General features: G+C 41.4%; 10 protein-coding genes and 3 riboswitches. Of the genes, 8 read left to right on the top strand and 2 right to left on the bottom strand.

The features are described 5' to 3' along the window. The first annotated feature begins 168 nt into the window (after positions 1-168). Positions 169-1,563: a VWA domain-containing protein gene (locus tag ACIQXH_RS18690; RefSeq protein ID WP_403125263.1), complete on the top strand. Its 1,395-nt coding sequence runs from the start codon at positions 169-171 to the stop codon at positions 1,561-1,563. Positions 1,564-1,701: 138 nt separating this feature from the next. Here the strand turns inward: ACIQXH_RS18690 and ACIQXH_RS18685 are convergent, their stop codons facing one another. Together ACIQXH_RS18685 and ACIQXH_RS18680 are read right to left on the bottom strand one after the other, a co-directional pair. Next, positions 1,702-2,652 (bottom strand): ABC transporter substrate-binding protein, encoded by a 951-nt coding sequence (locus ACIQXH_RS18685; protein ID WP_402959480.1) that lies wholly within the window; start codon positions 2,650-2,652, stop codon positions 1,702-1,704. A gap of 3 nt (positions 2,653-2,655) precedes the next feature. Further along, complete coding sequence (locus ACIQXH_RS18680; protein ID WP_403125261.1) at positions 2,656-3,201, bottom strand: hypothetical protein; 546 nt, start codon at positions 3,199-3,201, stop codon at positions 2,656-2,658. Between the two features lie 162 nt (positions 3,202-3,363). Further along, a riboswitch (cobalamin riboswitch) is annotated at positions 3,364-3,583 on the bottom strand. 188 nt (positions 3,584-3,771) lie between these two features. On the opposite strand from ACIQXH_RS18680, the gene ACIQXH_RS18675 reads away from it, so the two are divergent. The 7 genes from ACIQXH_RS18675 to ptsG all read left to right on the top strand — a co-directional run bounded on the left by ACIQXH_RS18675 (position 3,772) and on the right by ptsG (position 14,948). Next, complete coding sequence (locus tag ACIQXH_RS18675; protein WP_403125258.1) at positions 3,772-4,728, top strand: AAA family ATPase; 957 nt, start codon at positions 3,772-3,774, stop codon at positions 4,726-4,728. Further along, the gene (locus ACIQXH_RS18670) at positions 4,728-5,915 is read left to right on the top strand and encodes a DUF58 domain-containing protein (protein WP_403125254.1); all 1,188 of its coding nucleotides are present in this window, start codon (positions 4,728-4,730) and stop codon (positions 5,913-5,915) included. Before ACIQXH_RS18675 ends, ACIQXH_RS18670 begins: the two co-directional genes overlap by 1 nt. Further along, positions 5,905-8,112 (top strand): transglutaminaseTgpA domain-containing protein, encoded by a 2,208-nt coding sequence (locus ACIQXH_RS18665; RefSeq protein ID WP_403125251.1) that lies wholly within the window; start codon positions 5,905-5,907, stop codon positions 8,110-8,112. The genes ACIQXH_RS18670 and ACIQXH_RS18665 overlap by 11 nt, the downstream gene beginning before the upstream one ends. A 27-nt stretch (positions 8,113-8,139) precedes the next feature. Beyond that, positions 8,140-8,241, top strand: a riboswitch (purine riboswitch). Between the two features lie 140 nt (positions 8,242-8,381). Continuing rightward, on the top strand, positions 8,382-9,938 hold the full coding sequence (guaA, locus tag ACIQXH_RS18660) for a glutamine-hydrolyzing GMP synthase (RefSeq protein ID WP_402875551.1): 1,557 nt from the start codon (positions 8,382-8,384) through the stop codon (positions 9,936-9,938). Between the two features lie 206 nt (positions 9,939-10,144). Continuing rightward, positions 10,145-10,246: riboswitch (purine riboswitch) on the top strand. 109 nt (positions 10,247-10,355) lie between these two features. Continuing rightward, positions 10,356-11,687, top strand: a complete 1,332-nt coding sequence (locus ACIQXH_RS18655) for an NCS2 family permease (protein WP_402875544.1) — start codon at positions 10,356-10,358, stop codon at positions 11,685-11,687. Positions 11,688-11,818: 131 nt separating this feature from the next. After that, entirely contained in the window at positions 11,819-12,661 is an 843-nt protein-coding gene (glcT, locus tag ACIQXH_RS18650; protein ID WP_402875546.1) for a glucose PTS transporter transcription antiterminator GlcT, read from the top strand. 208 nt (positions 12,662-12,869) lie between these two features. After that, positions 12,870-14,948 carry a glucose-specific PTS transporter subunit IIBC gene (gene ptsG, locus ACIQXH_RS18645; protein WP_403125249.1) on the top strand — a complete coding sequence of 693 codons (2,079 nt, stop codon included), beginning with the start codon at positions 12,870-12,872 and terminating at the stop codon, positions 14,946-14,948. The last annotated feature ends 409 nt before the right edge of the window (positions 14,949-15,357 follow it).

Raw genomic sequence — 15,357 nt, 5'->3', positions numbered from 1 at the left:
TCATTACCTCGAATCGTCAAAATGTGATAATTCATTTTAGCATATGTATGGGGAAAGAACCGAAGTTGGATAGAAGCAAAAGATTTTTAGTGTTAAAAGAGAATGGGTTTTTTAATGAAAAAATAGGGTAATGGATGTTGTGGATAAAAATGTAAAATTGGAGGTGCGATGGTGGAGAAAAAACAGTGGAAGCTAGGGATGATATGTCTGGCCACTCTCTTCGTTTTGCTTGCTCTTTCTGGTTATAATACGAAAGATGAAAAGATGAACGGAGAAGAAAAGGAAGAAGTACGTGGTGAGAATACCGAAAAAAAAGGGCGTTCAGAAGAAGATGAAGAGCTGGAAGAAGATTTCGAGATTGCTACCACCGTTGAAGAAATGACTAAAGAAAACCCTGGGAAGTACACAGGGAATAAATACAATAAAGCCATTATACATAGAGCATTAGACAATCAGGACTTTCAGGAAAAGGATAGCTTCGAAGTTTATCAGAGCTTATTAAAACTAATGGGCGAAGGCGCAAACTACAAAGAAAAGTATCAGTTTTTCGAAGCATTCGACCCTTCCATTGAAACGGCGGTAACAGAGATGCCAGGTGGAATCACCATCGACGGCAGTGGTGAATTGGGAATCGACGTGAATATTGCAATTTTGCTTGACGCAAGTGGGAGCATGAACCAAAAAGTAGGCGGGAAAACAAAAATGGAGCTGGCGAAAAAAGCGATTAATGAATTTGTAGCTTCCCTTCCGGAAGAGGCAAATGTCATGCTCCGTGTCTATGGGCATAAAGGAAGCAACGATGATAAAGATAAGAAGATATCCTGTGATAGTACGGAAGTGGTTTATGATTTGGCCCCATATAATAAAGGGGACTTCAGGAAAGCTTTAGATAAATTTAAACCGACAGGATGGACACCGATTGCCAAGACCATTTCGGAAACAAAGAAAGATTTTGAAAAAGCGGGTTCAGAAGGTCAAAATATCATTTATGTCGTCAGCGATGGAATCGAAACCTGCGACGGTGATCCAGTGAAAGCAGCTAAAGACTTGCATGATTCCAATATTGAACCAGTGATTAACATCATAGGGTTCGATATGGATAGTGAGGGGCAAAAACAATTACGTGAAGTTGCTGAAGCTGGCGGAGGGAAATTCGAAATGGTCAATAATGCCGATGATTTCAATAAGATGTGGGATGAAGAGCGTAGAGATCTGTGGAACCAATGGTGGAATTGGGGCAATGAAAATTGGAGTACCGTTCGGGATGAACAAAATAAGAAGACATCGTCTTTACTTGATGAAAAAAACAGTTTTTCTAGGCTTTCCTCTGATGAAAGCAATCGCATGTATGAGGCTACGAGTTATTTAAAGGATAAGAAACAAATAAATTATGAGACTTGGGAGGAAGCTCGCAGTTTAGTCAAACAACGCCGTGAAATAATAAAAGAGTATTATGACGAAAAATATGAAGAATTGAACACGACAGTGAAAAATGAAGGGGAGGGTTTAAAAGAATCAATTAAAAAGAAAGAAGAAGAAATGAAAGAGAAATATAAAGATTAATAATCAAAGGGGCTGTCTAATAGCCCTCTTTCAAGAGGATTCATGCACAAAATAAAAGGCAGAAATGTTGTTAAATCAACGTTTCCGCCTTTTATTATATATACGATTTCGGCGTAATTACCCCTTTTGAGTGTGTCTTTATTTGAATAATTGCGGATATATGGTCTTTGCAGTTAGTTCTACGGCTTCTCCGATACGCGGTCCGGGACGTGACATGACGTCTTCGCTAAGCTGATATACTTGGTCTTCCTTCACGGCGCTGACATCTTTCCAACCTTTACGGGATTTGATTTCATCCACAGCATTGTCCACATAGCCTACGGTTGTGATGATGGCATCCGGGTTGCGCTTGACGACTTCTTCATCTGCTATTTTCGCCCAGCCCTTTTGGTCGGCAAAGATATTTTCGATACCGGCAGACGCCAAGATCTCTTGCTGGAAGGTTTCAGCTCCCGCTGTATAGATTTCCGGAGAAGGGCTGATTTCGAAATATGTTTTTTCTTTAGAATCGACACTCGCCACTTTTTCTTCAACATCTTTGATTTGTTTTTTTATGTTTTTGACTAGGTCATCCCCTTGGTCCGTTACGCCCATGACTTTGGCAATTTGATCAATATCGCTATATACATCATCAAAGGTCACGGCTGATTTAATAATGAAAATGGGAATTCCCGCATCTTCAAGCGGCTTTAATGCTGCTTCATCGCCAATTGTGTAGGCAATGATGGCATCCGGTTTCAAAGAGATGATTTTTTCGGAATTGATCGTCATCGAATCAGAGACACGCTCGACATCTTTAGCTTCCTCAGGATAGTTATCGAAATCTGTCGCTCCAATCACCTTATTCCCTACACCAAGGGCATATAAAATCTCCGTATTACTGGGTTGAAGTGAAACGACCGTTTCCGGAACCTTATCAAATGTGATTTCTTTTCCACTATCATCGGTGACGGTATAGGATTTGACTTCTTCAGTTGTTGCAGGATCTTTTTTCTCTATCGATTTCTGATCATCATTCGAGGCACATCCTGTAAGGAAAAGGGCGACCATCAGAAGGGCAATCCAACTGGATCTTACTGTTCTTATCATGTTTTATTCCTCCGTTTTCTTTTTCATTGTTTTGGTTGGATAGGATTTGCTGATAAAGGGAATCTCTTCGACACCCAGTTGTTTATTGACATAGACAGCCATCACGAATAGAACATTGGCAAGCAAATGAGCATAATCAAAAAGAATCGCGGGCACATCTTTTTCCGTACTGACTTTATGCAAGGCACGGACGGATTTCTTGGCTTCACTACGGCAAGTATGCAAAATACAGGCTGCCGTCGATCCTTGGGGTAGCACAAATGTTTCGATGCGTTCTTTCACTTCAGCGACATAATAGTCATAGATTTCACTTAGGCGGTTTAGACCGTCTTCGGTTATGGCCAATTTCCCCCGGGCAGAACCATTTAAATGATAAGCCATCGGCAACAGTTCCAATAAATCCCTGTAGACTTCAGGAATCTCTTTCGTGAACGACGCTGCCAGTCCCATTTGAGTCGTCAATGAATCGGTGCGAATTTCATAATCAACGGTTGAAACTGATTCGCGCATGAATGGGTAGCATAAAAAGCGGGCATCCTTCTTTTCCATAATTTTTCCTCCTTTTTAATAATGTGAATGACCTTCGTATTGCTTTTCGGCGCAAAAGAAAAAGCCGACCAAAGGTATTGGTCGGCAAACAATCATCTATGTATCTCGAACGGAAAAAAAGATGGAAGATTGCCGTACAATCCTCCTAACTTCCGAAGAGCAAAATACGATAAAAAAAAGGCAGGTCTCCTGGCTCGTGCATCATTTTACTCTAAGAACCTTCCCATTTGGATTGAATGAATGGTATCGTGCGTGCGGATTCATTCACAAACAGTGGCATATTTCTTATTTCATTAGCACTTACAGTTGCGGAAACAGCTTCGGTTTTACACCGAATTCCCTATTAAGCTGACAAGTCAGCACCTATTTTCTGCAAGGTTTATATTCACTTAGTACCAGTCTATCATAATTAATTACTTAAATAGTGAAAAGATTTCAAGAAATCTCTTTTATAGGGGTATTATTCTAGTAAACTCACTTTGTAAGGATAAATTGGAGGTTAATGTAAAATGGATGTCGAATAAATAAGGGTTAAGCATGAGTGATTTACATAATCATGGGAGGTAGAGAATGGTTTATAAACAAGTGAATCAGAAACTGGATATGATTTTGGAAAACATTGAAAAGGTCATTATTGGAAAAAGAGATATAGCAGAACTAAGTCTTGTGGCGCTCCTTTCTGGTGGACATGTCTTATTGGAAGATGTCCCGGGCGTTGGGAAGACCGTCTTGGTCAGGGCGCTAGCGAAGTCCATCGGGGCGGATTTCAAACGGATTCAATTCACGCCTGACTTGCTACCGTCCGATGTAACGGGGGTATCGATTTTCAATCCGAAGGAACAAGAGTTCATCTTTAGACCGGGGCCAATCATGGGCCATATTATTTTGGCCGATGAAATCAATCGGACATCGCCGAAAACGCAATCCGCCCTACTTGAAGGAATGGAAGAGGCAAGCGTGACGGTGGATGGTGTGACAAGGAAACTGGAACAACCGTTTTTCGTCATGGCCACTCAAAATCCAATTGATTACGAAGGCACATACCCACTTCCAGAAGCACAGCTAGATCGTTTTTTATTGAAAATGAAGATGGGGTATCCGGAAGTGGCAGAAGAGATAGAAGTGTTGCATCGGGCCCAATATACGGCTCCGATTGAAGAATTGGAATCCGTGATTTCGTTAGAGGAACTGATAGATTTGCAGATAGAGGCAAAGGCCGTGATCGTGGATGATACGATAAAGACGTATATCGTCGAGTTAGCCAATCAATCACGTAAGCATGAAAGTGTATATCTTGGGGTGAGCCCACGTGGATCGATTGCCCTAATGAAGGCAGCCCAAGCCTATGCGCTCCTAAAGGGAAGGGATTACGTTCTACCTGATGATGTGCAGCATTTGGTTCCGTTCGTTTTTACCCATCGGCTAATCCTTAATCCGGAAGCGAATTACTCGGGGGTGAATGCTGACATGGTGATACATGAGATAGTGGCTACGACGCAGGTACCCGTGAAGAGGGCCGTGACCTAATGCGGAATGTGCTTACCATACTGAAGAAAAACAGGAATGTCTGTGGGATCATAGTGCTTATGCTCATTTCCTTTTGTTTTGCGATGTTTCAAGGCGGGTTTATCAGTTGGTTCATTTTCTATACCTTTTTGCCGTTCGGTGCGTACTCTATGATTCTGCTGTTTTATCCACTTCAGGCTTTTGAAGTGGAGAGAAGAATTAGTAAACACGAATGCCAGGCCGGAGAGTCGGTAGATATGACATTGGTATTCTCCCGGAAAAACAGACTGCCTCTTTTATATATGGTGGTAGAAGAGGATTTGCCGATGGAACTGGAAAAGAAAACATTGGTTTTTCCAGGATTTAAACAATCCTTCCAATTGACATATACCCTGGAGAATCTGCCAAGAGGAGAACATGTCATCCAATCGGTTCGTTTCAAAATAGGGGACTTCTTTGGACTCTATGAAAAAGAAGCGACAGTGCATGCCCCTTTGAAACTCACCGTTTTCCCGGCTTATCAGGAGTTGAATTATAAACAGTTGGAGCATGTCTTCGATCAAGGACAAGTTGGTACGACGAAAAAAATACAGCGGGAACATTCGGTCGTGTCCGGAATCAGGGAGTATCAGCCGGGTGATCAATTATCCTGGATAAATTGGAAGGCAACGGCCCGAACAAGTGAAATCATGACGAAGGAATTTGAAGTGCAGAAAAACTGCGATGTATTTATTATGCTTGATGAGTACGCCTCTCCCTTCTTCGAAGAAGCTATCGTACTTGCGGCCTCTTTGGTGCATGCCTTGATAAAGAAGGGTATGGATGTTGGGTTAACCAGTACGGGATCAATGGAGGTCGTACCGGCTAAAGGAGGCAGTAAACAGAGGAGAAGACTCTTTTACCGTCTTGCAAAATCAAGGGCCACACATACAAGCGTCTGGAATGGAAAGAAGAACAAGGGAGTTGTACCATCCAACGCTTCTGTAATATTCATTGTGTCCGAATTAACGATGGAAAAGATAGAAGGTTGGAATGCATTTACCGGAAATAAAGCGATGACGGTATTTTGCGTGAAAAGTCAGGGAGACTTCACGGGTGAGGAAATACGTGCGAAGTCGGTGGCGTTGGCTCGTGGAATAAAGTTGGTCTTCTTTGAACAGGGTCACCTTCAAAATGAACGAACCGAGGTGAAGGCAAATGAACGCTGATTCTACCAAATCGGAAAGGTGGATGCATGTTCTCTTATATATATTTGGTCTTCTATTGATTACCGAATGGTTACGACCCGTAGAGAAGCTTACGGATACAGGAAATATCTTGATTTTCATTATCTTTGTGTTATTTTCCTTGCTCCTACACTATTTCGGTATCCACTGGTTTGTACGTTTCATCCTCGTAAGTGCCTTTATATTAATTGCGGTCCATTTCTTGTATTCGTCAGATCCTTTCCTGACCTTCAAATGGCTTACTGGTGATTTGCTGGATATAACGGCTAACGCTTCGAATATGTATGAGGGGAAGTGGGAGCTGCTTTCCAACCCCTTTAGAACGCTGTTGTTTTTCGTGCTTCTTTGGCTTGTGACATACTTGATTCATTACTGGGTGACGGTGAGACGAAACATATTTTTACTTTATATATTAACGATCATTTTCCTATCGATTCTCGATACATTCACACCTTATGATGGGGATATGGCCATGATCAGGATCATCATCATCGGGTTTTCGATGCTTGGTGTGTTGGCCATGCTACGCTTGTCCATACAAGAGAGATTGGTGTTTTCAGGAGGTCCATTCAGTAAATGGGCCATCATGCTAGCGGGGATGCTGTTAGTAAGCGTCTTCGTTGGTTTCACTGCTCCGAAGTTCGCGTCACAATGGCCGGACCCTGTACCGTTCATTGTTTCTTATTCCGATAAGGTGACAGGAAGTGATGAAAGCTCCGTTGATAAACGGGTGGGGTACGACGAAGATGATTCATCACTTGGTGGGTCGATAGAGCCGGACAATACGGTCATTTTTTATAATACGGCCAATACCGGACACTATTGGAAAGTCGAGAACAAAGATATCTATACCGGAAAAGGATGGGTTTCCGTTGAGGGAATGGAAGACTATATCAGTTTCTCTAATGGTCAGGATTTGAAGGATATAAAAGAATTTGAGATTCCTGAAGTGTTGAAAACGGAAGACATGAATACAAGGGTAACCATGATGGAAAGTTACTCTCACCTTCTTCATCCCCAATCAGGGTACCTGAAGAAGGTAGAGGCTGAGAACGGAGATTGGTTTAAATATTATACAAATATGGACAAGTACATTTCAGTAGACGATGGCAGTAAGCCCCTTACCACGAAAGAATATGAACTGGTTTATGAAATGCCTAGTTATGATCTGGCTGACTTACGGAAAGTTACGGAACAGGATGAAACGATGGATGTCCTCATGGAAAGCAATACACAGCTTCCGGAGGGATTGCCCACCCGTATCTATGAAATGGCCAACGAACTTACGGTGAATGAGGATAATTGGTACGATAAGGCAAAGGCGATAGAAAATCACTTCGACGGTCCTGAATTCAGCTATTCTAAAGAAGACATTCCGTATCCAGGCGATAATCAGGATTATGTGGATCAATTCTTGTTCGAGACCCAAATTGGGTATTGCGATAATTATTCAACGGCGATGGTCATTTTATTACGTGCCGCCAACATTCCGGCAAGATGGGTAAAGGGATATACGGAAGGGGAGAAATCAATTTATAAAGGTGAATCCGCCTATAAAGTGACCAATAATAATGCCCATTCATGGGTGGAGGTTTATTTTTCAGGATTGGGATGGGTACCATTTGAGCCTACGAAGGGATTCAATGGGCAAATGGATTTTTACAATTCGGATTTGAATTCGGAAAATACGGAGGAAACCGAGCAGGAAGACAAAAAACTAGTGGAGCAAGATGAGACGCAGACTAGAGAGCGCCCGGATACACCCGAAAATGAACCTGGATCAACTAAGAAAAGTGTCCTTTTAAGCCAAAATACTTTATTAATGTGGAGTGCCGGTATTATTTTATGCATAGCTTTACTTCTTGCCGTAGGGTATTTGTATAGAAGGAAATGGCTCCCTTTTGTACAAATCCTTCGGTTAAAAAAGAAAACCGGTCCATACTTTGTACAGGCGTACCAATTATTATTGAAACAGTTGGTCCGGGCAGGGTTAGAGCGGCCTGAAGGACAAACCTTGCGGGAATATGCAGCCTATGTAGATGCGGTTTATGAGACGAATTTAATGCAGGAAATGACAGCTCGATACGAAGTAATGACCTACCGTGGTGATCCAGAAGAAGAGGAGTGGGAGCGTTTTCGCAGTGACTGGGAAACGCTTATGAAAAAAACTAGCTCTTGACCATGTTTTTATTATATTGATACAATAACTTAAACTAATACTGTCCTTCATATATCCTCGATAATATGGATCGAAAGTTTCTACCGAATCACCGTAAATGATTTGACTATGAAGGCAGATTTACAGGAAAGCTGAAAATCTGCCTTCGTATATACTTTTTCCGTATATCGTTGTGGGTGGATTTTTAGTTTTCCTTTTTTTATGATACTATTTTTTTATATGAAAAATCACTCGTTTTTGGGTGAATTACATTGATAGAGGTGACGTTTGTGCCGGGGAAAACAGAATTGCAGAAAAACCAAGAAATGATTGTAGTACTTGATTTCGGAAGCCAATATAATCAATTGATTACGCGACGTATTCGTGAATTCGGTGTGTACAGTGAGCTTCATCCTCATACCATTACAGTGGAGGAACTACAGGAAATGAATCCTACAGGGATCATTTTTTCAGGTGGCCCTAACAGTGTATATGATGCAAGTGCATTTGGCTGCGATGAACGTATTTTCGATTTAGGTCTTCCAATTTTCGGAATTTGTTATGGCATGCAGCTGATGACAAAACATTTTGGCGGAAAAGTGGAACGCGCCAAAAACCGTGAATATGGAAAAGCGACTCTTACGATTCAAAATGAATCTAAATTATTCAGTGATCTTCCAAAAGAACAAATCGTCTGGATGAGTCACGGTGACTTGGTCGTCGAAACACCTGAAGGTTTCACGGTCGATGGAACGAATCCGTCTTGTCCGATTTCGGCAATGAGTGATGAGTCACGTAAATTATATGCCGTTCAATTCCATCCAGAAGTACGTCACTCCGTACACGGCAATGAAATCCTGAAGAACTTCGTATTCGGAGTTTGTGGATGTAAAGGTGACTGGTCCATGGAAAATTTCGTTGAAATTGAAATGGAAAAAATCCGTCAAACAGTCGGCGATAAAAAAGTACTTTGCGCATTGAGCGGTGGAGTGGATTCATCCGTAGTGGCTGTGTTGATCCATAAAGCGATTGGCGATCAGCTGACATGTATCTTCGTTGATCATGGCTTACTTCGTAAAGGTGAAGCGGAAAGTGTTATGAAAACTTTCAGTGATGGCTTTAATATGAACGTCATTAAAGTGGATGCAAAAGAACGTTTCTTATCGAAACTTGCTGGCGTTTCCGATCCTGAACAGAAACGTAAAATCATCGGTAACGAGTTCATCTACGTGTTCGATGATGAAGCAACGAAACTAGAAGGCATCGATTTCCTTGCACAAGGTACGCTTTACACAGATATCATTGAAAGCGGTACGGCAACGGCACAAACGATTAAATCACATCATAATGTCGGCGGTCTACCGGAAGATATGCAATTCAAATTAATTGAACCATTGAATACTTTGTTCAAGGACGAAGTACGGGCATTAGGAAGCGAAATGGGCATTCCTGATGAAATCGTTTGGCGTCAGCCGTTCCCAGGTCCTGGTTTGGGAATTCGTGTATTAGGAGAAATTTCAGATGAAAAGCTTGAAATCGTCCGTGAGTCTGATTATATCTTACGCGAGGAAATCAGGAAGAATGGTTTAGAACGTGAAATTTGGCAATACTTCACAGTCCTTCCTAACATTCGTAGTGTAGGGGTAATGGGAGATGCCCGTACGTATGATTACACAATCGGTATCCGTGCTGTCACATCAATTGATGGAATGACTTCCGACTGGGCTCGAATTCCTTGGGAAGTACTTGAAATCATCTCCACAAGAATCGTCAATGAAGTGGACCATGTTAACCGCGTTGTGTATGACATAACGTCCAAGCCACCTGCAACGATTGAGTGGGAATAGTATATACATCGAACCAGTGAGGGTTTTACCTTCGCTGGTTTTTTTTGGTATTTATCTTTTTGGGTTTATTTGTGGATGATAGAGGGTGGATATTCTTCGTGAAATGGAAATGATAACTAAAAGGCGAACGTTCTATATTTTTTAATTAAAATTATTCGCTTTTTATATTGACGGCTGTTTTACGCACTGGTACACTATACCTATAATAATAAATTAAACATAATCGTCGTATAATATCGGGAATATGGCCCGAAAGTTTCTACCAAGCTGCCGTTAACAGCTTGACTACGATGTGAATGAATGGGTGGGGTAGGTCACGCGCGCATTCTTTACATATTAGTAGTTGAGCCCCCGTTCGGAAGCGAATGGGGTATTTTCATTTTGTGTTATACGAACTTATGATAGGGGAGACTCATTATGAAAAATTACTTTCGTTTTAATGAACTGGGTACTAGCTATCGTCGGGAAATACTCGGCGGTTTAACTACATTCCTCTCAATGGCTTATATACTGGTTGTGAATCCAGTGATGTTAACGTTACAGGGCATAGAGGATTACCCTGATGAATTGAGAATGGATTATGGAGCAGTGTTTGCCGCAACGGCATTGGCTGCCGCAATTGGTTCCATATTGATGGGTCTCATAGCCAGGTATCCAATCTCGCTTGCACCAGGAATGGGATTGAATGCATTTTTTGCCTTTACGGTTGTACTCGGTTTCGGAATCCCGTGGCAAACGGCTTTAACCGGTGTTTTAATTTCAGGGCTCATATTTGTCCTTCTATCCTTATCTGGTATTCGGGAAAAAATCATTAATGCCATTCCAGTCGAATTGAAATATGCGGTCGGAGCTGGTATTGGACTATTTATAACATTTGTAGGGTTTCAAAATGCAGGGATCATCACGAATGATGATAGTGTACTGGTCGGACTTGGTGATTTAACGAACGGAAGTACATTGCTCGCGGTATTCGGGATAATCGTCACCGTCATTCTAATGACCAAAGGCGTGAAAAGCGGTGTATTCATCGGAATGGTGATCACTGCCATAGCTGGCATGATTTTTGGGCAAGTGCCAGTGCCGGAGAAAATCGTTGGAGCGATTCCAAGTATCGCACCAACATTCGGAGTTGCGTTCGATGCTTTCGGAAATCCTGGTGAGCTCTTTACAGGTCAAATGCTGATCGTGATTTTGACCTTCTTGTTCGTAGCGTTTTTCGATACAGCCGGTACGTTGGTGGCTGTCGCTCAACAAGCAGGTTTAATGAAGGATAATGTTCTTCCGAGAGTTGGAAAAGGGTTGCTTGCTGACTCTCTATCCATTGTCTCAGGTGCCATCCTTGGTACATCGACGACGACATCTTATGTGGAGTCGACAGCGGGTGTCGCTGCCGGTGCTCGTAGCGGTTTTGCCGCAGTGGTTACAGGTTTACTGTTCGTCCTATCTCTTTTCTTTTTCCCGCTACTTTCCGTCGTGACGTCAGCGGTAACTGCACCAGCTTTAGTCATTGTAGGTGTACTAATGGCCTCATCGCTTAAAAACATTGACTGGCATAAATTTGAAGTAGCGGTGCCTGCCTTCTTCACAGTTATCATGATGCCCATGACATATTCGATTGCAACAGGGATTGCCTGTGGATTTATCTTTTATCCCATTACGATGACAATGAAAGGGAGAGCGAAAGAAGTTCACCCAATCATGTGGGGACTTGGAGTGGTCTTCCTTCTATACTTCATATTTTTAAAGTGAAACAACACGAGAAAAGAGGCCTATTATAGGCCTCTTTTCTCGTGTTGTAAGAAGAAGGACTTTACGTGTATAGTATAGATATAAATGTTTTGTAATGGATGGGATAATTCTTTCAAAAAAGAGGGAAAAAAATGAGCGGTTTTATCGTTGAAAAGGTATTGAACAATAATGTTGTAATTGCTAATCACCCATCATATGGTGAGGTCGTTTCTATTGGAAAGGGCCTGGGATTTAATCGAAAAAAAGGCGATGAACTAAGTCCGGAACTCGCAGAGAAAACGTTTGTTTTGAAAAGCGAGAAGGAACAGGAGAATTACAAGAAGTTATTGCCGAAAATCGATCAAAATCTTCAAGCGGCCATAATTGAATCCATTCATTTGATAAACAAAAGGGTCCCTGGAAAACTTAATGAGCATATACATGTGGGCTTAACTGATCATTTACTATTCGCCCTTCAACGGGTTTCCCAAGGGATGACCATAAAAAACCCATTTTTAAAAGAGACGATCACCCTCTATCCTTTTGAGCATAATATCGCAGTCGAGGTTGTTGACCTCATTCAAGATAAGACCGGGATAGGACTGCCTCATGGAGAGATTGGCTTCATCACGCTTCATATCCATAGTGCCATAGCAAATAAGGATTTATCTGACGTCAATCAGTATTCCCAGGTGATTTTTCAACTGATTTCCATTATAGAAGAGCAGTTGAACGTTGAGATAAATAAAGAAAGCATCGATTATTCGCGGCTGATTCGTCATTTAAGGTTTATGATCGATCGCGTATTGGCAGGGGAAACGGTGGATGAACCTGAAAAAATCACTTTGCTATTGAAAGAAGAATATCCTGTATGCTACAATTTGTCTTGGAAACTAATAAAAATTATGCAACAGAAATTAGGCAAACCGGTTTGTGATGCGGAAGCTGTCTACTTAACGATGCATATTCAACGATTGCAAAATAAAATTAAATAAAACATTAACCTACGTGTTACTGATTCGATCAGGCATAAGTAAGGAGAATGATTGAGAGTGGAACAGGGTAATCTATACCCACATGTTCTTTTTCGGTCCTACCTTTACTTATGCCTTTTTTGCATACAAAACAGCTTAGAAGTGTATTAGCAGTTTAATGAAATGTAACCGTTTTATTAGTGTGAAAACAAAATGAGGAGGAAACCTAATGTTTAAGAAGTTGTTTGGTATCTTGCAAAAAATTGGGAAATCTTTAATGCTTCCTGTAGCGATCTTGCCTGCTGCCGGTATTTTACTTGCACTCGGTAATGCTTTACAAAACCCTGCCCTTTTGGATATCGCTCCTTTTCTAGAAAATGGCGGAGTGGAAATGGTAGCGTCCGTCATGGAAAATTCTGGGAATATCATTTTTGGAAACCTTCCGCTATTATTTGCGGTTGGTGTAGCGATTGGACTGGCAGGTGGAGATGGAGTTGCCGGTTTGGCAGCAATCATCGGGTTCCTGATCATGAATGTAACGATGGGAACGGTCTTAGGAATTGATTTGAATGATATCAAGAATAATAGTGCCGTTTACAGCAATGTTCTTGGAATACCTACGTTAGGTACGGGAGTATTTGGCGGAATCATCGTCGGGGTCATGGCTGCCCTTTTGTATAATAAGTTCTATGAAATTGAAATGCCTTCGTATTTAGGGTTCTTTGCGGGAAAACGTTTCGTGCCTATTATTACAGCGGTAAGCGCGGTTGTTTTGGGACTGGTCATGATTGTAATTTGGCCGACCGTTCAATCTGGATTAAATTCCTTCTCAGAAAACATGCTTGGAGCTAATTTGACGCTTAGTGCATTTGTCTTTGGGGTAGTGGAACGGGCGTTAATTCCGTTCGGCTTGCATCATATCTTCTATTCACCATTCTGGTTTGAATTTGGTAGCTACATCGATTCGTCGGGTGAACCTATCAGAGGTGACCAAGCAATCTTCATGGCGCAAATTAAAGATGGAGTGGAGAATTTAACGGCTGGTACGTTCATGACAGGAAAATATCCATTCATGATGTTCGGGTTACCGGCTGCAGCATTGGCCATCTATCACGAAGCTCGTCCAGAACGCAAGAAAATTGTCGGTGGTTTAATGGCATCGGCAGCTCTTACAGCTTTCTTGACAGGTATAACAGAGCCAATTGAATTCTCATTCTTATTTGTAGCGCCGATTCTTTTTGCTATTCACTGTGTGTTTGCAGGTCTATCATTCATGACGATGCATTTGCTTGATGTGAAAATTGGGATGACCTTCTCCGGCGGGTTAATCGACTATACATTATTCGGTTTAATCAATCCGCAAACAAATGCTTGGATCGTAATTCCGGTTGGTTTAGTATTTGCGCTTATCTATTATTTCGGATTCCGATTTGCAATCAGGAAATTCAACTTGAAAACTCCTGGTCGCGAGGTAGAAGAAGATGATGATGAAGAAGTTGGTGTGTCTTCCAAGAAATCAGGTAACCTTCCTGGAGATATTTTGGAAGCGATGGGCGGAAAAGAAAACATCGCGCATTTGGACGCTTGTATCACGCGCCTTCGTGTGTCAGTTAATGATATTAAAGAAGTTGATAAAAATAGATTGAAGAAACTCGGTGCGGCAGGAGTGCTTGAAGTCGGTAACAATATCCAAGCCATCTTTGGCCCGCGTTCCGAAACGATTAAAGGGCAAATGAAAGAAATTATGGATGGGAAAAGACCTAGTAGGGTTGAAGCCTCACCAGAAAAAGGCGTAGAAAATCAAATAGAAGATGTGATTCCGAAACCATTACGGACGGAAGGGTCTTCTGACTCTGAAAAATTCGTTTCTCCTATTAAAGGAGAAATCAAGCCGATTGCTGAAGTGCCTGATCCAGTATTTGCTGAAAAAATGATGGGCGATGGCTTTGCTATTGTGCCGGATGATGGTTTGGTAGTTTCTCCGGTTGACGGGACGATTGTCAATCTCTTTCCAACTAAACACGCCATTGGTATCGTTTCGGAAACAGGGCGAGAAGTCCTGATTCACGTCGGAATCGATACAGTTAAATTAGAAGGTAAAGGGTTTGAAGCGCTCGTCGCTCAAGATGACAAGGTGAAAATCGGCCAACCACTACTTAAAGTAGATATTGACTATGTTAAAAATAATGCGACTTCTATTATTACTCCGATTGTCTTTACGAACCTCGCTGAAGGGGAAAGCGTTAAGATAGAAAAGAGTGGAAAAGTCGATATTAAAGAAGTAAATATTATTTCTTTTAATAAATAAGCGTTATAGAAGCAGGGGGTGACTATTGAAGTTGCCCCCTGCTTCTATTTATAGATTTATGTTAACGACATGTCTTTGAAGCAGAAAGGATAAAGTGGGTATACTAGTGGAAGTTGTACTCTATAGATAGGATTTAAAAAAACAGAGAAATATCACAATTTTAATTGACTTGTATTTCTACTGGTGATATTATATTAACTACACCGAAACAAGACATCAACACGACATCATAACGAGAAAAGAAACATTCGAAACTTGTTGACAAGTTGGTTGAGAGGTGTTAAGATAATAAAGTCGCTAAGATAGCGGTAAACAAATTGCTCTTTGAAAACTGAACAAAACAAAGCGCCAACGTAAATTTTGAGTGAGCACACACTATAAAAAAGCAAAATGAGCAAGTCAAACATTT

The sequence above is a fragment of the Peribacillus sp. NPDC097225 genome, assembly GCF_044761955.1.
Classification (GTDB): domain Bacteria; phylum Bacillota; class Bacilli; order Bacillales; family DSM-1321; genus Peribacillus.
Note: the sequence above shows the minus strand (reverse complement) of the source record. Positions and strands in the feature narration are given on the sequence as shown.